Below are 23327 nucleotides of genomic sequence, written 5' to 3'. Positions count from 1 at the left end.
TGAATCATTTTAATCCTTTAATCTGTGGCATTCTAACTCTGTAATATATCAAAAGATTTTTTTAGCCACTGATTGCACTGATTTACGTAGATTTTGGACATTGAATCATTTTAATTCATTAACCTGTGGCATTTTTGAACTGACGGATTTAATATTCCAAAAAAATCTCCAAACTAGCTACGACAACTGCCAACTAATTTGTATTTTTGACAAACTTTCAATAAATGCAGTTCAAACACCCTGAAATTCTTTACTTCCTTTTCTTATTGGTCATTCCAATTCTGGTTCATTTATTTCAACTGCGTCGTTTCAAGAAAGAATATTTTACCAACGTACATTTTCTAAAAGAACTGGCTATACAAACCCGAAAAAGTTCGAGGTTAAAAAAATGGCTTTTATTACTTACCCGGTTATTTCTTCTGGCTTGTCTGATTATTGCTTTTGCACAGCCTTTTTTCCAGGCTAAAGACAGTAAAGGAATCACGAACGAAATGTTTATCGTTCTCGACAATTCCTTTTCAATGCAGGCTAAAGGAAAACAAGGCGAATTGATGAAACGGGCAGTTCAGGAATTATTGGAAAACGTTCCTGAAAACCAGACTTTTTCACTAATTACAAACTCTGAAACTTTTTGGAATACCGATATAAAATCCATCCAAAGAGAATTGCAAAACCTAAAATACAGTGCTTCTCCCTTTGTTTTGGATAATTTGATGGCCAAAATAAAATCCAGAAAATCGCCTTATAACAAAGACATAGTAATTATTACAGACGCAGTGGGTTTACAGCCAAAACAGCTTAAAAACATTGACAGCACTTCAAATGCCTATTTTATCATTCCAAAAGCAGAACAAAAGAACAATGTAGCTATTGACAGCGTTTTCATCCAACAGGCTTTGGACAATTTTTACGAAATAGGCATCACGCTTTCTTCCTACGGTGACAATGAAAAGGATATTCCTATTTCTCTTTATAATAACAAAAAACTGGTTGCCAAAACCATAGTCAATTTTGAAGGCAAAGAAAAGTCAATCAATTTTACTATTCCAAAAGGAGATTTCAATGGTTATGCCGCCATAGATGACAATGCTCTGCAATATGATAACCAATTATTTTTCAGTATTTCAAAGCCGCAAAAGATGAATATCGTTAGCATTGGACAGCCTGAAAAAAGCAGCTTCCTGAAAAAAATCTATTCTGATAATGAATTTATTTTTAGCAACTTCGACTTAAAAACACTGGATTACAATATACTGGAAAAACAAGACGCTATTATCTTAAACGAGGTTCCTGAAGTTCCTCAAGCCTTGCAGACCACCTTAAAAACTTTTGTAGAAAAAGGTGGCAATCTGATTGTTATTCCGTCTTCTGAAAGCAGTATTTCCAACCTGAATAGCCTGATGGGAAATTTCGGAAAAATACAATTCAAATCTTTAGAAAACGGAGAGAAACTGGTTACCAAAATTGCCTTTAATCATCCGCTCTACAGTACCGTTTTTGAGAAAAAGATTGACAATTTCCAATACCCGAATGTTAGCAGTGCATACAGCATTTCAAGTGCTTATCCATCTATATTGAGTTTTGAAGACCAGAATGCTTTTCTTACGGCAATACAAAATCCGGTCAGTTCGATTTATGTATTTTCGGCTCCGCTCAACAAAAACAACTCTAATTTCCAGAATTCTCCTTTGATTGTGCCTACTTTTTACAATATGGCATTAAGCAGTCAGAAAACAGGAATCAGCGCCTTGACGATTGGTGAAAATAGCCCTTTCCTGATTGACGCTTCCCTCTCTAAAGATGAAATTGTTGAAATCAAAAGTCTTTCGGAAGAAACGAATGAGAAATTCATTCCAATGCAGCAGATATTGAATAATAAAGTCAAACTTACGTTCAACGATTTTCCACAGGAAGCCGGAAATTTTGGCGTCTACAAGCAAGATAATCTTTTAAAGGAAATCAGCTTTAATTATGCCCGAACAGAAAGCAATATCGCTACTTCCAATGAATCTGTATTATCAGATTATAATGTTATCGGAAGCATTGATGAAGTTTTTGATACTTTACAAACCAACAGGACAGACAATGAAATATGGAAATGGTTTGTGTTTTTAACGCTACTCTTTTTAGTCACTGAAATATTGATACAAAAATTCGTAAAATGAACCTAATTATCAGACAAGCTAAGGTTATTGACCCTAAAAGCCCTTATCACAATGAGATTGCCGATTTGAAAATTGAGGGTGGCGTCATTACCAAAATTGGAAAAAAGCTCCAGAATCCTGATAAACTTAAAGAAGTTACTTTTAAAGGTCTTCATATATCACAAGGCTGGTTTGATTCCAGTGTTAGCTTAGGCGAACCGGGTTTTGAAGACAGGGAAACGCTTGCTAACGGACTGAATACAGCCGGAAAAAGTGGTTTTACGGCCATCGCCTTGCAACCCAATGCTTTTCCGATTTCAGACAGCCAATCGGGAATCAGTTTCTCAAAAAGAAAAGCAGAAGGTTTTGCAACAGAACTTTTCCCTATTGGAGCACTGACTAAAGGAAGCGAAGGTAAAGACCTAGCCGAATTGTTTGATATGAAAAATTCTGGCGCCGTGGCTTTTGGTGATTATAACAAAAGCTTGTCAAATGCCAACCTGCTAAAAATTGCGCTGCAATATGTACAGGATTTTGATGGATTGGTTATCGCCTATTCTCAGGATTCTGATATTAAAGGAGCAGGTGTTGCTAATGAAGGTATTGCCAGCACCCGACTTGGCCTGAAAGGTATTCCTTCTCTGGCTGAAGAATTGCAGGTTTCAAGGAATTTATTTATCTTAGAATATACCGGAGGAAAATTACACATTCCAACTATTTCAACCGCAAAATCGGTACAGCTTATCAAAGAAGCGAAAGCGAAAGGTCTGGATGTGACCTGTAGTGTGGCCGTTCATAATCTGGTATTGACCGATGAAAAACTGGATGGTTTTGATACCCGATATAAAGTAACTCCTCCGTTAAGAAGTGAAACAGACAGAAAGGCCTTGGTAAAAGCTGTAAAGGACGGAATCATCGATATGATTACCTCCGACCATAATCCGATAGATATCGAACACAAAAAAATGGAGTTTGATATGGCCAAAAACGGAACTATTGGATTGGAAAGCGCTTTTGGAGCATTACTGACTGTTCTGCCTCTGGAAACAGTAATTGAAAAACTGACTCAGGGAAAAGAAATTTTCAGTATTGACGAAAGTGTTATCAAAGAAGGAAACAAAGCAAATCTGACCCTGTTTAATCCTGAAGAAAAATGGACATTTGGTAAAGAAAATATCTTGTCAAAATCAAAAAACTCTGCTTTTCTGGGACAATCAATGAAAGGAAAAGCATACGGAATATACAATAACAACCAATTAATCCTAAACGATTAGATTATGGAAAATACAGTTAACGAAGGAAAAAACATTGCTATCATAACCCACCTTACCATCATAGGAACAATAATCGCTGCGGTATTAAACGGCGATAAAAAAAATGCCTTTGCCGGTTTTTATATCCGCCAGACTTTAGGAATTTTTCTTTTGTTCTTTGCTTTAGGCTATCCTGTAGGATTGTTTGACAGCTGGATGATTTCTTCTGCCCTATATGTTTTTATTTTTATTTTATGGGCTTACAGTTTTGTGAGCGCACTTCAGGGGCAAATGAACAAGATTCCTCTATTGGGAGGTTTTTTCCAAAAAGCATTTAAAAACCTTACGTAAGAGTAATGAAATCAAATATAGAATACCTCATTCGAGAGCCTAAAATAAAAAAAGAAAAGAATCCGTTACTGTTATTACTTCACGGTTATGGAAGCAATGAGGAAGATTTATTTTCCTTTGCAGCTGAACTTCCTGATGAATATTATGTAGTTTCTGCACGCGCTCCTTATGACCTGAATCCGTATGGACATGCCTGGTATGCCATCAATTTTGATGCGGATGAAAATAAATTTTCGGATATTGACCAGGCTAAGGAATCAAGAGACCTTATTGCAAAGCTCATCAACGAACTGATTTCTGAACTTCCTATTGACTTTCAGAATGTAACATTGATTGGATTCAGCCAGGGAACAATCCTGAGCTATGCCGTTGCTTTAAGCTATCCTGAAAAAGTAAAAAACGTTATTGCTTTAAGTGGTCATATCAATACTGATTTATTAGTTCCGGGCTATGAAAAAAATGATTTCAGGCATCTGAACCTGTTTATTTCCCATGGAACTGTTGACCAGGTAATTCCGGTAGAATGGGCACGAAAAGCGCCTGATTTACTTAAAAAATTAGGAATAGAAGCAACCTATAAAGAATATCCGATAGGACACGGCGTATCGCCACAAAATTTTTACGATTTTAGAAACTGGTTAGAAAATCACAAATAAAAAAGGATTCCGATTTGGAATCCTTTTTAGTATGTTTTAATCTTCTGCCTTATCGCTTCCGGTTATCACTTCCTCATTAATCAGCGCACCTGCATACATCAGCGAGTCGCCTTTCATCAATTGATAGCCATTTGTAGTTTGCAATTTCCAATCATCTTTCACATAAGGCTTCCCTTCCGCCTCTCTTTCCAGTATCATGGATGTTTTTTCATTAGGCATAAAAAGCTCTGCTTTATTTCCTCCATTCTCTTCCAAAATAGCAAAAGCGCTATAAATTGCTTCTCCCTGTTTTATTTCTGTAGCGGGGTTCAAACGGATACCAACCTCAAACGGACGAACACAGGTTCTTTTCAATTCAGACCAGGTATAACCTGCTGAAGCGACACATCCTTTATCGTCTTTATCGTTTCCTACTACTGTTCCCAGGCTGTCTTTCTGGATTGACAGATCAGAATTCCTACCCAGGTCTTTACAGGAAAAAGCTGAAACAGTAATAAAGGCCAACATAAATACTTTTTTCATAATTGTTTTGGGGTTAGTCTTGATAGCCTATAAAATTATAAAAAAACTTCTATTTTAATGTGGCAGGATAGATAAAAGTATCCATCGTTTCATATTCCGTAGGCTTGCCTTCCTGTTTGTAATATTTTATCATGACTTCGCCCCAGGCTTTTCCAATACTAAAATCGGCTATAATCCAACGGTTGTTCAAAATTTTTATCTTATTGATAATTGCCTTGTCACCATTAATCTTGTCATATTTTGTAAGCGGATTCCCTTCTGGTTTTTCATTCAAGGAATTGATTTCATCACGAATTTCAGCTGACAACTGATTGATATCAAATTGTTCAAAATAATCCATAGCGTTGTCATTATATTCCAAAGAAAAATAATTTGCCTCCATAACCTGATTGTTTAAGGCCGCTATGGAATCTTTTTTTGCTTTGGATTCTTTTTGGAAGTTAGCTATTCTGTCTTCTTCAAATTTTACTTTTTTTGTAAAATACATATAAGTAAAGATGTTCAACAGTACAGACAAAATGAAAAGATATAACAATGGTTTTTTCATTATTCTTTGATTTTAGATAGTTATTTGCAAATTGTCATACGCCAGATATACATTTTCAGGAAGCATCTTCTCTACTTCATCATGAAAACCCATCCTGTGGCTGATATGGGTCAGGTAAGCTTTTTCAGGGCGAACCGTATTAATAAATTCCAGAGCTTCTTCCAGATTGAAATGAGAATGGTGCGGTTCTTCCCGTAAAGCATTAACTACAAGCACTTTTAATCCTTTTAGCTTTTCAACTTCAGACGGTTCAATGGTCTTGACATCCGTCAGATAGGCAAAATCGTCTATCCTGTAACCAAAAACCTGAAGATTACCGTGCATCACATTAATCGGAATCGCCTTTTTATTCCCAATATCGAAACTCTGCCCGTTAACTACCTCTATTGGTTCAACAGACGGAGCACCCGGATATTTGTCGACCGTTTCAAAAACATAATCAAACCTGCGTTTAAGCGATTCTAAAACCCTTTTGTGCAGATAGATTGGAATATTGCCCTGCCTGAAATTGAACGGACGGATATCATCCAAACCTGCAGTATGGTCTGAATGTTCGTGTGTAAAGAGGATACCATCAATTTTAGGGCATTGCGATACCAGCATTTGCTGTCTGAAATCCGGTCCGCAATCAATAACAAAAGAATGATTTTCCCAGGAAATCCAAACAGACACACGAAGACGCTTATCTTTTGCGTTGGTACTTTTACATACGGGATGCTCGCTTCCTATTACCGGAATGCCCTGTGAAGTACCCGTACCTAAAAAATAGACTTTCAATTGACGTTAATTTTTTACAAAAATAGGATTAATTCCCTTTAATAAAAGCCCTATTTTGTTAACTTTGCAAAGTATTATCACTATTATGAGAAACGACGAAAACGAGATTAAACTCAAAGGAGATAAGGTCATTGAGCAGATTCCTTCCATAAAGGATAAAGCGCTCCGTATCAACTTGAATGAAAATATATATGGTACTTTTGCCGAGATTGGTGCCGGTCAGGAAACTGTAAGGCATTTCTTTAGAACAGGTGGTTCATCCGGAACAATTGCTAAGGCGATGTCTGCCTATGACAAGGATTTTAGCGACGCCATCTATGGTGCTGAAGCTGATGGAAGATATGTTACTGAGGCCCGATTAAAAAAAATGCTTTCACACGAAGTAAAGCTTGTGGAACAGCGTCTTAAACGAGACAAACATCCCAGCAAAATGTTTTTTAGCTACGCCAACACGGTAGCCACTATCGATTTTGCAAAACAATTCAAAGGACATGGTTGGGTAGGTATCAAATACCAGATTGAACCGGACGAGGATTATAATGAAATTATACTCCATATCCGTTTTAAAGAAACCGATGCCCGATTACAACAGGAAACCCTTGGTATTCTTGGTGTTAATCTGATTTACGGTGCTTTTTACAAATACAACGACCCAAAAAAGTTACTGCGTTATCTTTATGACCACCTTGACAAGGACCAATTGGAAATCGATACGATAAATTTTTCCGGTCCGCGCTTTGCCGATGTCGATAACCGTTTGATGAGCCTTCAGCTGGTTAAAAACGGGATGACAGATGCCGTAATGTTTGACCCTGAAGGAAATAACGTTTTACCTGCTGCTGTACTTTACAAAAAGAACATTTTGGCACTAAGAGGAAGTTTCCGTCCGGTAACCCGTGTAAACATGGATATGTACGAGAAATCATTACAGATGTTTCTCGAAGAAAATAAAGTAGAAAAAGAAAATACGCTGGTCGTTTTTGAAATTACGCTTTCCAACCTGCGTTCGGATGGTGAAATTGACGAAAGAGATTTTATGGACAGGGCTGAATTGCTTTGTTCTTTAGGACAGACTGTAATGATTTCTAATTTCCAGGAGTATTATAAAGTAGTGGAATATTTCTCTAACTACACCAAAGCCCGTATGGGACTTGCCATGGGAGTAAGCAACCTTGTGGATGTTTTTGATGAAAAATATTACCGCCATTTAAGCGGTGGTATACTGGAAGCTTTCGGTAAATTATTTTATCGTGACCTGAAGGTATTCCTGTATCCTATGAAGGACGAACACGGAGTAGTCATCAATTCAGAAAACCTCAAAGTACATCCTAGGATGAAAGAATTGTATAAATTCTTCAAGTTCAACGGAAAGGTAGTCGATATAACCGACTTTGATGAGCATGATTTGGAAATTTTCTCCCGTGAGGTTCTGAAAATGATTAGCAAGGGAAAACCGGGCTGGGAAAGCATGCTGCCAAAAGGTATTGCAGAAATGATTAAAAGAGATAATCTTTTTGGTTACGACCCTAAAAAACTGATGGAAGAAAGCACAAATTAGTTTAAAAGAGGTGCTAAGTTTAGATATTTTATAAAAAAGCAGTATTTGTCAGATACTGCTTTTTTATTTACCCTATTTTAATATCTGATTGGCGTGCGCTTTGGTTTTTACGTCGGTAATCACTTCTTCGATAATCCCCTTCTCATCAATTACAAATGTTGTCCTGTGGATTCCGTCATAAGTTCTTCCCATAAACTTTTTAGGTCCCCAGACGCCAAAAGCTTCAATAATACTCTTATCTTCATCTGCCATTAACGGGAAAGGAAACTTGAATTTATCCCTGAATCTTCCCTGTGCTTTTTGAGAATCTGCGCTAACTCCCAAAAGCTCGTAATTATTCGCTTTAAAGCGTTCAAAATTATCACGCAAGTCGCAAGCTTCGGCGGTACAACCCGGCGTATTCGCTTTAGGATAAAAGAAAACTACTAACTTTTTTCCTTTATAATCTGCTAACTGGTGAAATTTTCCGTCTTGGTCAAAGCCTGAAAAATCAGGCGCTTTGTCTCCTGCTTTTAATGTTGTCATGTTTTTGGTATTGGGTTTCAGAAAATTGTAAAAAGGAAAAACTAAATATTTATCCTACTTTTACATTTATAAAAATAGCTAAAAATGACCAAAAAAGAGCGCGCTACATTTGTTATTAATACGTTAAAAGAGTTATACCCTACCATTCCCGTTCCGTTAGACCATAAAGACGCTTATACTTTGCTAATTGCTGTTTTGTTATCGGCTCAATGCACAGACGTTCGTGTCAATCAGATTACGCCCTTGCTCTTTGCCAGGGCTGACAATCCATATGATATGGTAAAAATGTCTGTTGAAGAAATTCAGGACATCATCCGTCCGTGTGGCCTTTCGCCTATGAAATCCAAAGGAATCTACGGCTTGTCACAAATACTTATTGAAAAATACAATGGCGAAGTCCCTCAAAGCTTTGAAGCATTGGAAGCGCTTCCGGCAGTAGGGCACAAAACAGCCAGCGTTGTTATGTCACAGGCTTTTGGAGTTCCTGCTTTCCCGGTAGACACGCATATCCACCGATTGATGTATCGCTGGGGACTTTCAAACGGAAAAAATGTGGTACAGACAGAAAAAGATGCCAAAGCTATTTTCCCCAGAGAATTATGGAATGACCTCCATCTTCAGATAATCTGGTATGGAAGGGAATATTCTCCTGCAAGGGGCTGGAATTTAGAAAAGGATATTATTACCCGCACTATCGGCAGTAAAAAAGTACTGGCTGAACTGGCCGGGAAATAAAAAAATATCCCGATAATAAATTACCGGGATATTTTATCAGTTAGCAATCGACTCAAATTTAAGCCCTTTTACTTTGATATAGCTCAAGGCTTTAGAGTAATTCAATAGAAATGATATTGTCTCTTTTTTAGGTTGCATTGGTTTTGTTGCTAATGATTTTTTAGAGTAGATTTTTGCCATATAATAATTTTACTAGGTTATTTCTACTACAACGCAACAATGCAGGGAATATTGTTAGTTTGTCAAGATAATTTGATGCTTATCAATAACTTTTCTTAAGTTCATGAGAGCATAACGCATTCTACCCAAAGCGGTATTGATGCTAACTCCCGTCAATTCAGAGATTTCTTTAAAACTAAGGTCCTGATAAATTCGCATTAACAGCACTTCTTTCTGGTCATCCGGAAGTTCTTCTATCAATTTTTTCAGGTCTTTTTCTACCTGAGCCGTAATCATTCTGCTTTCGATATTCGGGCATGAGTCTGAAATAACAGAGAATATGGAAAACTCTTCTGTTTCTCTTGACATAGGCATTTTTTTGCCTCTCCTGAAATGGTCCACAATAAGGTTATGGGCAATTCTCATTACCCAGGGAAGAAATTTCCCTTCTTCATTATACGAACCTGATTTCAAGGTTTTAATGACTTTAATAAAGGTGTCCTGAAAAATATCATCAGTAATATCTCTGTCAGAAACCTTGGAGTAGATAAATCCATAGATTTTTGACTGGTGTCTGTCGATAAGTGAAGCAAGAGCGACTTCGTCACCTGCCACATATCTTTTTACCAACAAAGCGTCTGGGGTTTGAACATTTGCCATAGTATTACCTTTTAGTTTTTGGTTGTGTAATGAAAAATAGATATTCTAAAAAGTAATTTTTTGTATAGGCAAGTGTTAAATTAAGATTAATAATGAACCAAATGTAGCATTATTTTTTTTATAGTACAAAACAAAATATCGAATTTTAACATAAAACCTTATGATAAAATAATTTTTAACAATGTTTCCCCGTCAAAAAATGGCATATTTCAATAGATTTACGACTCCGTTAACATTGCTATCCCTGACTATATCTCAATCTTATAGTATCGGGTTGCATCACTAAAATTAATTATCTTTGTACTTCTCAAAATTAGCTATGATAACTGATATAACAAAGATTGAACCAAAATCAAATATTATCATCAAAGGTGCTCAAATTCACAATCTTAAGAATCTTGATGTAGTAATTCCCAGAAATAAATTTGTAGTCATTACAGGGCTTTCCGGCTCCGGAAAATCAAGTCTGGCTTTTGATACACTTTATGCTGAAGGACAAAGAAGATATGTTGAAAGTCTTTCTTCTTATGCCAGGCAGTTTCTTGGACGATTAGACAAGCCAAAAGTAGAATATATCAAAGGAATTGCTCCGGCAATAGCTATCGAGCAAAAAGTGAATACGACCAATGCCCGCTCAACGGTTGGTACTTCTACAGAAATATACGATTACCTGAAATTGCTTTTTGCCAGAATCGGGAAAACTTTCTCTCCTATATCCGGGCAGGAAGTCAGAAAGGACAGTGTTACGGATGTTATTAATGACGTAAAATCATTTGATTTGGATAGCCGGTGGTTGCTCCTCGCCCCTATTCATCTGGAAGACGGACGTGCACTTGAAGACAAACTAAAAGTATTGCTCCAACAGGGATTTGCCCGTATACTGGTGGATAATGAAATGGTAAGGCTTGATGAAATAGACGGCCATTCGTTAGATAATAAAGATATATTATTGATTATTGACAGGATTGTTGTCAAGGAGGAAGAAGAATTTTTCAACCGACTTGCCGATGCTATCCAGACCGCTTTTTATGAAGGCAAAGGTGTTTGTTATCTGCAGGAATTAAATACGGATAAGCGTTTTACGTACAGTAATAATTTTGAACTGGACGGAATACAGTTTTTTGAACCCAACGTACACCTTTTCAGCTTTAATAATCCTTATGGAGCCTGCCCTACCTGTCAGGGATACGGGAATGTGATAGGAATTGATGAAGATTTGGTTATCCCGAACACAGCACTTTCTATTTTCGAAAATGCTATTTATCCGTGGCGCGGCGAGAGCATGAGCTGGTACAGAGATGAACTGGTCAAAAACGGTTATAAATTTGATTTCCCAATCCACAAGCCCTATTATGAACTTACTGAGGAACAGAAAGCTTTGGTATGGAAAGGCAATAAGGAATTTGTCGGATTGAACGATTTCTTTAAAGAACTGGAAGTAAAAAATTATAAAATACAAAATCGCGTGATGCTTTCCCGCTACAGGGGTAAGACCAAATGCCCGGATTGCAGAGGAAAACGTCTGCGTGAAGAAGCCAATTATGTAAAAGTTGGCGGCAAAACGATTTCTGATTTGGTTGATTTGCCAATCAAAAGATTGGTTACTTTTTTCAAAGAACTGGAACTTTCAGAATACGATTTCAAAGTAGCCAAACGTTTATTACTGGAAATCAATAACCGCCTGGCTTTCCTATCGGAGGTGGGGCTTGATTATCTTACCCTAAACCGAAATTCTGCCACATTATCCGGAGGTGAATCCCAGCGAATTAATCTGGCTACATCCTTAGGAAGCAGCTTGGTGGGCTCGATGTATATTTTGGATGAACCAAGTATCGGGCTTCATCCTAAAGATACGGAACGATTGATAAAAGTGTTGCTTTCGCTTCGCGATTTAGGAAATACGGTTATTGTGGTTGAACACGATGAAGATATTATGAAAGCGGCCGATATGATTATCGACATAGGCCCGGAAGCAGGAACGTTTGGAGGAGAACTGGTGGCACAGGGAACTTTTGAGGAAATACTAAAATCATCATCGCTTACAGCCCAATACCTGAACGGACAGGAAGAAATAAAAACGCCGAGAATACGCAGAAAACATAAAAACTTTATTGATATTATTGGGGCACGTGAAAACAACCTTAAAAATATTGATGTTCGTTTTCCTTTGGAAGTGCTTACAGTAATCACCGGAGTTTCCGGAAGTGGAAAAAGTACGCTTGTCAAAAAAATACTTTTTCCGGCCATGCAGAAAGCGCTGGAAGGTGTTGGTGAAAAAGCCGGGCAATTTAGCGAAATGACCGGAAGTTATCAGCTTATCAAACATATCGAATATGTCGACCAGAATCCTATTGGGCGTAGTTCACGTTCCAATCCGGTGACCTATATCAAGGCGTATGACGATATTCGTGACCTGTTTGCCAAGCAAAAACTATCGCAAATCCGAAATTATCAGCCAAAGCATTTCTCATTCAACGTTGATGGCGGTCGTTGTGAAACCTGCAAAGGTGAAGGTACTATCAATGTAGAAATGGTTTTTATGGCCGATGTTCAATTGGTATGCGATACCTGCAACGGAAAGCGTTTCAAAAAAGAAATTCTGGAAGTTACCTACGAAGGAAAAAACATAGACGATATTCTGACACTGACAATTGATGATGCTGTAGCTTTCTTTTCCGAACACAAGCAGACAAAAATCACCCAGAAACTGCAACCCTTACAGGATGTTGGTTTGGGTTATGTACAGCTTGGGCAGTCCTCATCGACACTTTCGGGCGGTGAGGCGCAGCGAATCAAACTGGCTTCTTTCCTTGTAAAAGGTGCCACAAAAGATAAAGCCCTGTTTGTTTTTGATGAGCCAACTACCGGATTGCATTTTCACGATATTAAAAAACTGTTGGCTTCATTTGATGCCTTAATCGACAAAGGACATTCCATCATTGTTATTGAGCATAATCTTGACCTTATCAAGTGTGCTGATTATATTATCGATATTGGTCCTGAAGGCGGTGAAAACGGAGGACAGCTAGTTGCTTCGGGAACACCGGAAGAAATTGTACAAAATAAAAATTCTATTACCGGAAAATATCTCAAAGAAAAACTATAGTACTGTTTAACACTAATTTATCATTCCGGGGAGCATGACATTTTAACTTTGGCATGGAACTTGAATATAGTAAATCGTAAAAGTTAGTTGGTTAGACAAACTGATAAAATATTTAAGAGTTTAATAATTTGGTTGATTATTAAAATTGGTTGGTTAGGTTTGTTATAAATCCCGTTATACTGCAAAGTAGGCGGGATTTATTATTTTATACGGTTACAGATAAAATATAATCAAAACTGTAGGAACCGCTATAAGTATCCAAAGGATAATTCCTTGCAGTATAGGCTTGAATCCGACCGAAGCCAATACCGTTTTCGACAAACCTGCTCCAATTAAAAACAGCGTAACGGTCATCCCGATTTTTGACAGGCTTACAAGACTACCTCCTATTTTATGGAAAAAAGGAATATAGGTATTAAGGATGATGGCCACCACAAACAAGCCTATGAAATAAGGGATTTTTATTTTTGATTCTTTCGACTTAAAAATAACCGAACTAATAAAAGCAATCGGAATTATCCACAGTGCCCGTGTGAGCTTTACTGTAGTAGCGATCTGCAAGGTTTCATTTCCATATTTGCTTGCAGCTCCTACAACAGAACTGGTATCTTGTATGGCTATGGCACACCACAATCCAAATTGAGACTGGGAAAGATGCAGCATATGACCTATAACCGGGAACAACAGGAGTGCTATTGAGTTTAATATAAAAATTGTTCCTAATGCTACGCTTATTTGTTTTTCTTTTGCGTTGATAACCGGTGAAACAGCAGCAATAGCACTTCCTCCGCAAATGGCTGTTCCAACAGAAATCAGGAAGGATATTTCTTTATTAATCTTTAGGATTTTCCCGACTATATATCCGGCTGTAAGAACACCAAAAATAGAAAATACCGTAAATAAAAAACCACTTTTCCCTGCCTGAAGTGCCGTATGTACATTCATTCCAAATCCTAAACCTACTACAGAAATTTGCAGCAAATAATGCGTTATTTTATGATTGAATTGCAAATACGGATGTCCAATTGTCCGGGCAGTCAAAATTCCTAAAAATAAGGCAAAAGGTGGCGAAATATAAGTTGATGAGCAAAGCAGGATTAGCAATATAAAAAGTAGCTGCCTAACCGTAATATTCTTTCCGAAAAAGTTCCGCTTCTGCTCTAAGAGATGATTGTTTTTTTCCATTGTATGATTAAATTACAATGCAAAAGTGACAAGTTTGGAAGCAAGAGAGAAATTACTATTTTGAATGTGTTATAACTTTAAGTTATGTAAGGACAGGTGTTTGAAAAAAACCTCATTTAAAAAATGCGTATCGCCCTGTTGTACAACACAATAGAAATAGCGCTCAATTTCCAACTCTTTGATATCGACAATTTTTAATTCTCCGCTTTTCAATTCTTTGAATATAGAAGCTACAGACAGGAAAGCATACGAATTGGAATTCAACAGATAAGACTTGATGCTTTCTGTACTTTCAAATTCCATATCAATATTGAGGGCCGAAAACGGCAGGCCTGCTTTTTTTAATGCCGCAATAATAACTTCACGGGTTCCAGAACCACTTTCCCTCATTACTAAAGGTAGTTGCTGTAAATCTTTTAAAGCAAATGTTGCCTTTTTTGAAGATGGGTTTGCTGCGCTTGTACACAAAACTATTTCATCTTTAACCAGAGGAGTATATTTTATGTCCTTGCGTTTGGTTTGTCCTTCCACAATACCCAAATTGACCTTATTTTCCAATAACAGGTTCTCTACCTGCTCTGTATTATTCACAAAAAGGGTTATTTTCAAATCAGGGAACTTCCGCTTGAAAGAAGCCAGATATTTTGGTAAAAAGTATTGTGCTACGGTTGTACTGGCTCCTATTTTAAGCACTCCCCTAATGTCTTTCGTCAGTGCCGCAAGGTCAAATTCTATGTTTCTGTGTATGGTTAGAATTTCTTCGGCATAGCCCAAAAGTATTTCTCCGGCCGGAGTTAGTTTTATTCTTGTACCATTTCTTTCAAAAAGCTTGCTCTGATAGAAAGATTCAATCTCATGGATATGCTTGCTGACGGCGGGCTGGGTAATAAAAAGCTCTTCTGCAGCTTTTGTAAAATTAAGCCGCTTCGCCACTATGTAAAAAACTTTTAGCCTAAAGTCCAACATCCTGTCAAAAATTAAAAAACTACTACTTCTTAAGCGAGTTTTTGATTATAGGAACCATTTTCTCTAAAACCTGATTGATATCGGCAGAAATCTTGAAAAGATAATTCAGATACACATAAACTATTGTAATCAATATTGATTTCAAGATGATATTTACAAAAGGATTGAAAGGAAAATCCCAAAAATAAAATGTGATAAACACAAGAGCTATGATTCCAAATGATTTTAGGGTATTGGCTGTAAACGGATATAAATCCATTTTTCTAACCACAAACAGCAGTTTTATCGTATTATAGACAAATATGGAAATAAAGGTAGCCAAAGCAGAACCTGTTATGCCATACATTGGAATAAAAAGCATATTTAGCCCAATCATCATTACAACCAGCAGCAATCCGAAAATCAAAACCATGCGGTAGTATTTTGTATTCAGGATAATGGCATTGTTGTTTCCTAAAATGACATCATAAAACTTACCGAGTCCGATTAGAAAAACACTCCAAAGTCCCGCCTCATAATTTCCGGGTATTACCAGATACAGTTGCTTGATATTTAGAAAAATACCCAACATTACCAATCCACCAAAAACCTGCAGACTGATGGCGCTTTTTTTATAGAGGTCGTTCAGTTCTTCCATCTTTTCTTCACTCATTAAGCGGGCTGTTATCGGGTAGATAATCTGTAGCATGGCCCGACTCGGAACCGCAATAACCGTAGCAATATAAATCGCGACAGAATAGACTGCATTTTTGCTGATTTCTTCATAAGCCGGAATCATTACCTTATCAAAATCCAGTAATAATACAGCTACACTTCCTGACAAGATGATAAAAAACGAATAGCCAAAAATATCCCTGGTATTTTCAGGAAGCCTGACATGCAATTTAGGCATTTTGACATACATCGCATATACCATCATGGCGAGCATCTGTAATCCGTAAGCTCCTGCTATGCAATAAATAAAAGTATCTTTATCAATCCATCCCATATAAATAGAACACAGCAGAATTGTAGTTACAATCCGAACCAGGACTTCGCTGATAAAATTCCCGAAAACAGATTTCATATGCACTTTAACCCAGGCATAGAAAATCTCAAAATAGCCCATAAAAAGTCCTACAACCGGTATCAGCCATAAATAAGGCTCAACCGTAGGATTGTCTTTAATTATCCATGACGCAATCTGCTCATATCCAAAAATAGTAATGATAGTAATGGGTAGTATCAGCAGAAAAGGCATCAACAGCATAAAACTCAGAAACCGTTCGCGTTTGTCTTCGTCCTTATACTTTGCATAAAACCGTATCAGTGTACTATGAACGCCAAACGCCATAAGCGGCATCATGATATTCGCAGCAGAAAGCAAAAACGAAACAATACCGTAATGTGTTTTTCCTAAAAAGCTGGTATAGAGGAAAAGTGCATTAACAGCGCCAATACCAAAACCCAAATAGGTTACGGCAATGTTTTTGGCAGACTGGTTTAATACAATTCCCATGGGATTTTTGATTTGAGATTTTTTGGTTTGGAATTTATGATTTTAGATTTATGATTTTTGATTTGTGATTTGTGATTTGTGATTTCCTTACCTAAACTGTCTATCCTCTACCAACTATCAACTACCAACTATCAACTACCAACTATAAACTATCTACTATAAACTATCAACTATTCGTATAATTTTCGACAGCTTTTCAGTAAGGCTTTTTCGACTGTACTGTTGTAAACCGACGGCATATGTTTTAAGGTTATCTTCTTTATAAGCGGCATAATAAGCCAGAATACGTTCTTTCAGGGCATCGAATTCATCATAATGGAAAAAGGCACCTGTATTTGTTTCTTTTATGATAGAAGCGAAATCTGAACCTTCAGGGCCTATTGCCAGTATGGGACGTTCTGAGGCCATGTATTCAAATAATTTTCCCGGTATGATACTTTTTGTGTCCTCAGAATTGATTTCGACCAAAAGCAACACCTGTGATTTTTTCTGGTGTTCAACTGCTGTCTTGTGCGGAACATAGCCCAGATTGTTTACATAAGAGTTCAGCCTGAATTCTGCAAGGGCATCCAGCACTTCCTGACTTACGGCTCCTATCAGTTTCAATTCAAAATCTTTTTTGAAATCCGGGTTTTCTTTGATGATTTCTTTAAGGCATTTCCACAAGATTCTCGGATTCCTTTCAGATAAAAAGGAACCAATATGCGCTATGCTGAATTTTTCGTCCAAAGGCTGCCGGGCTACTTTTTCTACGTCAAAACCATTTGTAATGATTTCTATCGGTTTTGTAGTCAGCACCTCAAACTCTTTTTTTGTCGTTTGGCTGGTTACTAAAATCTGGTCGGCTTCATTCAATACAATAGATTCCAGTTCTTTATGTTTTTTTGCAGCCGATGCAGATAATTTCAGTTTATTATGATAGCCTATGGTTGTCCACGGGTCTCTGAAATCTGCTATCCAGTGTGCTTTTGTTCTTTCTTTTAAAGCCAATCCAATAAGATGGAGACTGTGTGGAGGGCCGGAAGTTATTATTGTATCGATTTCGTTTTCACGAAGGTATTTCTCCAGAAACAATACTGACGGTTTTACCCAAAACACCCTGGCATCCGGAATAAAAACATTACCCCGAATCCAAAGAAAAAGTTTTTCCAGAAGGGATTGCTTTTTTTGATTTGGAATAATTCCCGAACTGATTTTTTTGGTCTTTTTCCTGGAAAAAATGGAGGCAAACCCATATGGCTCGAAAATTTTCTTCTTCAATATAATGGCATTATCGGAAACTTCAGAAACCAATTCCTCATCCAGAATCGGATAGGTTGGGTTTTCGGGAATATAAACAACCGGCTGAATACCAAAATCAGGGAGGTACTTTACAAACTTTAACCAGCGCTGCACTCCGGGTCCTCCTGCCGGTGGCCAATAATAAGTTATGATGAGTACCTTTTTCAAAATTATAAATTTGTGATTTTAGATGGCGGTTTTTAGATTTTAGATTGCAGATTTAAGATTTAAGATTTTGGATTTGGGCTTATACATTACACTAAAAACCTGTTCCCTGCCGCCTGAAAACTGCTACCTGCTATCTGAAGTCTTATTTCTCTAATGAGTTTTCTTTTTTGTTTCTTCTATTTTCCCAATAAATCCCGCCTATTAATAACAATATCATTACAATTGAGCTGATTAAAGCAATCGTGCTACCTGTCTTGACAACCTGCGGTTCAAATTTAAATTCAATTGTATGTTTTCCTGCCGGGATTTCCATTGCTCTTAATGTGTAATCTACCCTGAAATGGTCGGCTGGTTTTCCATCAATAGTTGCCTTCCATCCTTTTGGATAATAGATTTCCGAAAAGACTGCCAATCCTTTTTGCGAATTATTGGAAGTATATTTCAGATGGTTTGGCTTATAGCTATTTAAAACAATAGTTGCTGTACTGTCTTTCTGGTAGGTTTTTGAAATAGCATTTTTAAATTCCTTCTGGTTAAAGACGGCCTGATTCTTTGTGTCTAGTTTGTCCAATGCCTTCATTTCTTCATCTGGCGTATTGACAAATTTGACTTCACTTACAAACCATGCATTTCCGTTGGCATCAGGGTTTATGATTGGGTACTCCTGCCCTTTTTCATCTACCTGGATGACGTATTTGGTGTTCAGCATATTGAGTACGTTCAGATTGTTTTTCGCAATCTGGTAATCAAATAACTGCTCAATCCTTCTTGGACGTACAGCGCTGTAACCTGACAGTGATTTGTGGAAGTAGGAAGTTCTTGCCTGTAATCTTCCTTCGATTTCATAAACACGGTATTGCGTCGTATCTCTTAAAATCTGCTGGTCTGAAACCGTTGGCTGGAAAGGTTCGTTTACTTCTCTTGCACTTACAAAGCCTGTACTGTCAACATAATTCTTGTCGATGAAGAACAAATCTCCAATCATGAACAGTCCTACCAATACGACAGCAAAAGTATGTGAAAGCTTATTTTTGATATGTAGCCATAAAAGTCCTGCTGTCACTAAAATAAGGAATCCGGAACGCAACAGGTCTGCATTATACATGTTTTTTCTATCCTCACGTAACGCTTCGATAAATTCTAGACCAAAAGAGTGGCTTCCTTGTGCCTGGCTAAACATCTGCTGCATTTGGGCGTCATAAGGTCCTGTAAAATCAAACATTCCTTTCGCAAAGAAAAGCAGTACAATTATTCCCAAACTTACGCCTCCTGCCAGTTTTAATGATTTCCATTGTTCCTCTTTGTCTGATTTGAAAAAACTTTGAAGTCCCATAATTGCCAGTACCGGAATGCATAGCTCAAGAACAACCTGAATAGAAGACACCGCCCTGAATTTGTCATACATTGGCACATAGTTAATGAAAAAGTCAGTCATTAACGGGAAGTTCTTACCCCATGAAAGCAATAATGAAAAGATGGCTCCTCCTAAAAATGCATATTTGATTTTTCGCTTGTCATTGAATAAGGCCAATATGCATAAAAAGAAAACAACAGCTCCAATATAGGCCGGAGCGGCTACGATTGGCTGGTCGCCCCAGTATGTTTTAGCATAGGCTTCAGTAAAACCTTGTGCCTCTTCTGGATTTGCACCCTGAGCGGAAATAAATTCATATACTTTAGATTTGTTTCCCAAATGTTCTGAGTTGGAACCTCCAAACAATCTTGGAGCAAACAGGTTCAGACTTTCCGCAATTCCGTAGCTGTATTCCGTGATATAGTCATATGACATTGAAGAGGTAGTCGTATTTTTAGAACCATCCGGATTATAGGTCAGTTCACTTTTTCCACGCATACTGAAATCAGTATATTCAGAAGTAGCCATCAGGCTGGTTGCATTGGCTCCAACAGCCAAAATTCCGGCTACAGCAAATACTCCAACTGCATACAAAATGCCTTTATAATCTTTCTGTTTGATGTATTTATAAAGAAAATAGATGCCAATAATCAGCAGTAAAAACAACAGATAGTAAGTCATCTGAAAGTGATTGGCATTAATTTCTAATGCCCCGGCAATCATAGTCAGCAAGCCTCCCAGGACATACTTCCTTCTGAATACGAGAATTACACCGGCAACCACCAATGGCATATAGGCTATAGCATGGGCTTTGGCATTATGCCCAACACCCAGAATAATAATCAGATAAGTTGAAAAACCGAAAGCCAAAGCTCCGAAGAAGGCTTTCAGCGGGTCAATCCTCAAGGCGAGCAATAATCCGTAAAATCCGAGAAAATACAAGAAAAGGTAGTCAGCCGGTCGAGGCAGAAAACGCAATACATCATCTAAATCACCTACAAAATCATTAGGATATTTGGCCCCCAACTGATAGGTTGGCATTCCTCCAAAGGCAGAATTTGTCCAGAATGGCTCTTCTTTTTCCTTTGTGCGGAAATCGTTCTGCTCTTTTGCCATACCTGTATATTGCGCAATATCAGACTGATAAATCTGCTTGCCCTGCATAACAGGATAAAAATAAATTAGGGAAACCAAAACAAAGCCTAAAATGGCCAGTAAGTGAGGATAATACTTGCTGATTATTTTCATAAGGTGTTAATTGAAAACAAAATAAATAAAGGCGTGAAGATACGCTTTACCGCAAATATATTCAAAGAAAGTTAGTCTATTTCTTCGTAATCGATGTATTCGCCTACTTTTTTAGTCTCACGAGGTCGGTCAGATCTTCTGTTGGCATTTGTATTGATATTGACAAAATCATCCTGGCTATTTTGTCTCTGATAGTTTTGCTGTTGCTGCTGAAAACTCTGTTCCGCTTTTTGCACTACGGTTCTCACCATGATCGGGAAAAATATCCTTGCAAGCAGTCTGACAGCATAATAAATGCAGACCAGGATAAACAACGTTCTCAAGACTCCGTTAAATGAAGCAAATTGCATAATCTAAATTTTTTAAAGCGTAAAATTAGCAAATAGAACGCTTAAATTTAAAATATCCTTCTTAAATAAATAATAAATTATACTACTTTTGGGTTATACTAACCATTGCTAATGAAAACTCAGAGACTATGTCAAAATCAAGATTTGCTTCATTACTGTTGTTCGCCTTCTGTTCTTCAGCCAGCTACGCACAATTTACAGACGTTATCAATTCCAACCGTCCAGGCGAATCCATGTCGGGATTTTCTGTTGGAAAGACCGTCTTTCAAACTGAAGCCGGAATTTATGCCTTAGCCGAAGACCATGATATTCTGAATACTAAAGCCAAAGGATTTGGACTGGATTTGGCATTGCGCTACGGAGCTTTTTTAGAACAGTTGGAATTCATTATGAACCTGCAATATCAGGCTGACCAATACGAAACGGCATTGGGTTCTGAAAACAGGAATGCTATCAAAAAACTGACACTTGGAGCCAAATACCTGATTTATGACCCATTCAAAAATTATGAAGAGAAAGTAAACATTTACAGCTGGAAAGCCAACCACCGATTCAAATGGAGACAATTTATTCCTGCCGTGGGTGTTTATGCCGGAGCCAATATCAATTTCTCGAATAATCCATATACTTTTCCAACCGACCCGAAAATCAGCCCAAAGCTGATGGTTATTACACAAAACCACTTTGGAAGCCGCTATGTATATGTGATGAACATTATTGCTGACAGAATCACGACCGACTATCCTAGCTATGGGATTATTGCAACACTAACCAGAGGCTTTAATGAAAAATGGTCCGGGTTTATCGAATTGCAAGGCTATCAGAGTGATTTTTATTCTGACGCTATTGGCCGTATAGGCGCCGCTTACCTTCTTCAGCCCAACCTTCAGGTTGATGCCTCCATCAGCAAAAATATAAAAGACACTCCTTCTATTTTTTATGGAGGTGTTGGTGTTTCCTGGAGATTTGACGGTTTTTACAAGGACATTATGATTCAGGGACCGGACAAGAGTGACAAAAAAGACAAAAAGAAAGACAAGAAAAAAGAAGACGAGAAAAAACGAATCGACGAAGTCGGTGGAGAAAAAGAATAGCCTGTAATGATAACAATTAAAGAAGCTAATACCAAAGCCCTGCTTTTGGACTATGTAAAATTTCCATTTTCCCTATACAAAGGCAACAAATACTGGGTTCCGCCTATCATAAACGATGAGCTCGAAACTTTTGACAAAGAAAAAAACCCGGCTTTTGCAAGTGCCGAGGCCAAGTTTTATCTTGCTTATAGAAACAATACAATCGTTGGCAGAATTGCAGCCATTATCAACTGGAATGAAGTAAACTACCAAGATAAGAAAAAAGTGCGTTTCGGCTGGTTTGACGTAATTGACGATATCGAAGTGACCAAAGCATTAATGGAAAAAGTTTATGAATTTGGACGCGAACACCAACTTGAATATGTTGAAGGCCCTGTAGGTTTTTCCAATCTGGATAAGGTAGGCGTACTGACCGAAGGTTTTGACCAAATCAGCACAATGATTACCTGGTATAACCTGCCTTATTATAAAGAACATTTTGAAAAGTTAGGAATGAAAGTTGAAAAAGAATATGTTGAGAGCAAATTCTCTTTCACCAACATCAATCCTGAAACTTTTATAAAAGCAAACGAACTAATCAAGCAGCGATACCAGCTTAAACCGTTAAACTTTACCAAAACCAAAGACATCATGCCCTATGTTGACAAGATGTTTGACCTGTTTAACAAGTCTTATGCAAACCTGTCTTCATTTGTGGCAATAACTGATATTCAGAAAGAATATTTCAAAAAAAAATACATCAGTTTTATCAATCCTGAGCTGATTAAATTTATTGTTGACAAAGACGATAATATAATTGCCTTTAGCATTGTAATGCCTTCTTTTTCTGAAGCACTACAAAAAGCCAAAGGAAAGATTTTCCCTTTTGGTATTTTTCATCTGCTTAAAGCCCGGAAGCACAGCAAAGACATGATTTTTTACCTGATAGGGATTGATCCGGAATACCAGAACAAAGGTGTAACGGCTATTGTTTTTAACGAATATTACAAAACCTTTAAAGAAAAGAATGTACAGACGTGTTACAGAACTCCTGAATTGGTTGACAATGTTGCCATTCATAATATCTGGAAACATTTTGATCCGATTATTCACAAAAGAAGATGTACTTATGTACAAAACCTATAGCCGTAAAATAATTACAAATAAAAAAGTTCCGAAATCAATCGGAACTTTTTTATTTTCTGTGGATT

20 protein-coding genes are annotated in these 23327 nt (G+C 37.4%); 9 read left to right on the top strand and 11 right to left on the bottom strand.

The window, feature by feature from the left end:
- Nucleotides 1–224: 224 nt before the first annotated feature.
- The 4 genes from ASG38_RS11200 to ASG38_RS11185 are packed head-to-tail and all read left to right on the top strand — an operon-like array spanning nucleotide 225 to nucleotide 4404.
- Nucleotides 225–2165, top strand: coding sequence for a BatA and WFA domain-containing protein (locus tag ASG38_RS11200; RefSeq protein ID WP_056070673.1), 1941 nt, complete (start codon nucleotides 225–227; stop codon nucleotides 2163–2165).
- Nucleotides 2162–3418 carry a dihydroorotase family protein gene (locus ASG38_RS11195; protein WP_056070670.1) on the top strand — a complete coding sequence of 419 codons (1257 nt, stop codon included), beginning with the start codon at nucleotides 2162–2164 and terminating at the stop codon, nucleotides 3416–3418. The genes ASG38_RS11200 and ASG38_RS11195 overlap by 4 nt, the downstream gene beginning before the upstream one ends.
- Before the next feature lie 3 nt (nucleotides 3419–3421).
- Entirely contained in the window at nucleotides 3422–3748 is a 327-nt protein-coding gene (locus tag ASG38_RS11190; protein ID WP_056070667.1) for a hypothetical protein, read from the top strand.
- A gap of 5 nt (nucleotides 3749–3753) precedes the next feature.
- The gene (locus ASG38_RS11185) at nucleotides 3754–4404 is read left to right on the top strand and encodes an alpha/beta hydrolase (protein WP_056070666.1); all 651 of its coding nucleotides are present in this window, start codon (nucleotides 3754–3756) and stop codon (nucleotides 4402–4404) included.
- A gap of 36 nt (nucleotides 4405–4440) precedes the next feature.
- On the opposite strand, the gene ASG38_RS11180 is transcribed toward ASG38_RS11185, so the two are convergent.
- From ASG38_RS11180 to ASG38_RS11170, 3 genes are read right to left on the bottom strand one after another with little or no spacing between them, the layout of a single operon-like run.
- Complete coding sequence (locus tag ASG38_RS11180; RefSeq protein ID WP_056070663.1) at nucleotides 4441–4926, bottom strand: hypothetical protein; 486 nt, start codon at nucleotides 4924–4926, stop codon at nucleotides 4441–4443.
- A 49-nt stretch (nucleotides 4927–4975) separates the two neighbouring features.
- The gene (locus ASG38_RS11175) at nucleotides 4976–5473 is read right to left on the bottom strand and encodes a hypothetical protein (protein WP_056070660.1); all 498 of its coding nucleotides are present in this window, start codon (nucleotides 5471–5473) and stop codon (nucleotides 4976–4978) included.
- Nucleotides 5474–5485: 12 nt separating this feature from the next.
- Entirely contained in the window at nucleotides 5486–6250 is a 765-nt protein-coding gene (locus tag ASG38_RS11170; RefSeq protein ID WP_056070657.1) for an MBL fold metallo-hydrolase, read from the bottom strand.
- 85 nt (nucleotides 6251–6335) lie between these two features.
- On the opposite strand from ASG38_RS11170, the gene ASG38_RS11165 reads away from it, so the two are divergent.
- On the top strand, nucleotides 6336–7808 hold the full coding sequence (locus ASG38_RS11165; RefSeq protein ID WP_056070654.1) for a hypothetical protein: 1473 nt from the start codon (nucleotides 6336–6338) through the stop codon (nucleotides 7806–7808).
- A 72-nt stretch (nucleotides 7809–7880) separates the two neighbouring features.
- Here the strand turns inward: ASG38_RS11165 and bcp are convergent, their stop codons facing one another.
- Nucleotides 7881–8333, bottom strand: a complete 453-nt coding sequence (gene bcp / locus ASG38_RS11160) for a thioredoxin-dependent thiol peroxidase (protein WP_056070651.1) — start codon at nucleotides 8331–8333, stop codon at nucleotides 7881–7883.
- Between the two features lie 84 nt (nucleotides 8334–8417).
- Here bcp and nth point away from each other — a divergent pair, with 84 nt between their 5' ends.
- A complete protein-coding gene (gene nth / locus ASG38_RS11155; RefSeq protein WP_056070647.1) occupies nucleotides 8418–9068 on the top strand; it encodes an endonuclease III in 651 nt (216 codons plus the stop codon).
- 234 nt (nucleotides 9069–9302) lie between these two features.
- Here the strand turns inward: nth and ASG38_RS11150 are convergent, their stop codons facing one another.
- Nucleotides 9303–9887, bottom strand: coding sequence for an RNA polymerase sigma factor (locus ASG38_RS11150; protein WP_056070645.1), 585 nt, complete (start codon nucleotides 9885–9887; stop codon nucleotides 9303–9305).
- A gap of 319 nt (nucleotides 9888–10206) precedes the next feature.
- Between ASG38_RS11150 and uvrA the strand changes: the two genes are divergently transcribed.
- Nucleotides 10207–12993 carry an excinuclease ABC subunit UvrA gene (gene uvrA / locus ASG38_RS11145; RefSeq protein ID WP_056070642.1) on the top strand — a complete coding sequence of 929 codons (2787 nt, stop codon included), beginning with the start codon at nucleotides 10207–10209 and terminating at the stop codon, nucleotides 12991–12993.
- A 213-nt stretch (nucleotides 12994–13206) separates the two neighbouring features.
- Here the strand turns inward: uvrA and ASG38_RS11140 are convergent, their stop codons facing one another.
- From ASG38_RS11140 to ASG38_RS11115, 6 genes are all read right to left on the bottom strand, one after another.
- Nucleotides 13207–14178 carry a YeiH family protein gene (locus ASG38_RS11140; RefSeq protein ID WP_056070639.1) on the bottom strand — a complete coding sequence of 324 codons (972 nt, stop codon included), beginning with the start codon at nucleotides 14176–14178 and terminating at the stop codon, nucleotides 13207–13209.
- Between the two features lie 69 nt (nucleotides 14179–14247).
- Nucleotides 14248–15144, bottom strand: coding sequence for a LysR family transcriptional regulator (locus ASG38_RS11135; RefSeq protein ID WP_082482205.1), 897 nt, complete (start codon nucleotides 15142–15144; stop codon nucleotides 14248–14250).
- Nucleotides 15145–15166: 22 nt separating this feature from the next.
- Entirely contained in the window at nucleotides 15167–16642 is a 1476-nt protein-coding gene (locus ASG38_RS11130; protein WP_056070636.1) for an oligosaccharide flippase family protein, read from the bottom strand.
- A 156-nt stretch (nucleotides 16643–16798) separates the two neighbouring features.
- Entirely contained in the window at nucleotides 16799–18091 is a 1293-nt protein-coding gene (locus ASG38_RS11125) for a glycosyltransferase family 4 protein (protein WP_056070633.1), read from the bottom strand.
- 142 nt (nucleotides 18092–18233) lie between these two features.
- Nucleotides 18234–20693 carry a YfhO family protein gene (locus ASG38_RS11120; RefSeq protein WP_056070629.1) on the bottom strand — a complete coding sequence of 820 codons (2460 nt, stop codon included), beginning with the start codon at nucleotides 20691–20693 and terminating at the stop codon, nucleotides 18234–18236.
- Nucleotides 20694–20764: 71 nt separating this feature from the next.
- Nucleotides 20765–21043, bottom strand: a complete 279-nt coding sequence (locus ASG38_RS11115; protein WP_056070626.1) for a DUF4834 family protein — start codon at nucleotides 21041–21043, stop codon at nucleotides 20765–20767.
- A gap of 128 nt (nucleotides 21044–21171) precedes the next feature.
- On the opposite strand from ASG38_RS11115, the gene ASG38_RS11110 reads away from it, so the two are divergent.
- On the top strand, nucleotides 21172–22137 hold the full coding sequence (locus ASG38_RS11110) for a transporter (RefSeq protein WP_056070623.1): 966 nt from the start codon (nucleotides 21172–21174) through the stop codon (nucleotides 22135–22137).
- A gap of 6 nt (nucleotides 22138–22143) precedes the next feature.
- Nucleotides 22144–23262, top strand: coding sequence for a hypothetical protein (locus ASG38_RS11105; RefSeq protein ID WP_056070620.1), 1119 nt, complete (start codon nucleotides 22144–22146; stop codon nucleotides 23260–23262).
- The last annotated feature ends 65 nt before the right edge of the window (nucleotides 23263–23327 follow it).

This window comes from Flavobacterium sp. Leaf359 (assembly GCF_001423985.1).
Lineage (GTDB): Bacteria > Bacteroidota > Bacteroidia > Flavobacteriales > Flavobacteriaceae > Flavobacterium > Flavobacterium lindanitolerans.
This window is presented reverse-complemented; position numbering and strand designations above follow the sequence as displayed.